Source organism: Pseudoalteromonas sp. P1-25 (genome assembly GCF_001401805.1).
In the GTDB taxonomy this organism is placed as follows: domain Bacteria; phylum Pseudomonadota; class Gammaproteobacteria; order Enterobacterales; family Alteromonadaceae; genus Pseudoalteromonas.
The window spans coordinates 1-299 of sequence record NZ_LKDW01000116.1 but is presented as its reverse complement, the minus strand read 5'-3'; the positions used below and the strand labels follow the sequence as shown (position 1 = coordinate 299).

Sequence of the window (299 nt, the reverse complement as noted above, 5' to 3'; positions counted from 1 at the left end):
CATAATAAGCTTAAGGGCTGTTCCGATTTCGCTCGCCGCTACTATCGGAATCTCGGTTGATTTCTTTTCCTACGGGTACTTAGATGTTTCAGTTCTCCGCGTTCGCCTCGTTAACCTATGTATTCAGTTAACGATACCTGCAAGCAGGTGGGTTTCCCCATTCGGAAATCCTAGTCTCAAGCGCTTTTTACTAGCTTGACTAGGCTTATCGCAAGTTAATACGTCCTTCATCGCCTCCAACTGCCAAGGCATCCACCGTGTACGCTTAGTCACTTAACCATACAACCCAAACGGGTCTT

The 299-nt window shown here is 46.8% G+C and carries 1 rRNA gene; it reads right to left on the bottom strand.

Annotation, left to right across the window (positions count from 1 at the left end):
- Positions 1-279: ribosomal RNA gene (locus AN393_RS19790) — 23S ribosomal RNA — on the bottom strand; the annotation flags it as partial.
- Positions 280-299: the final 20 nt, after the last annotated feature.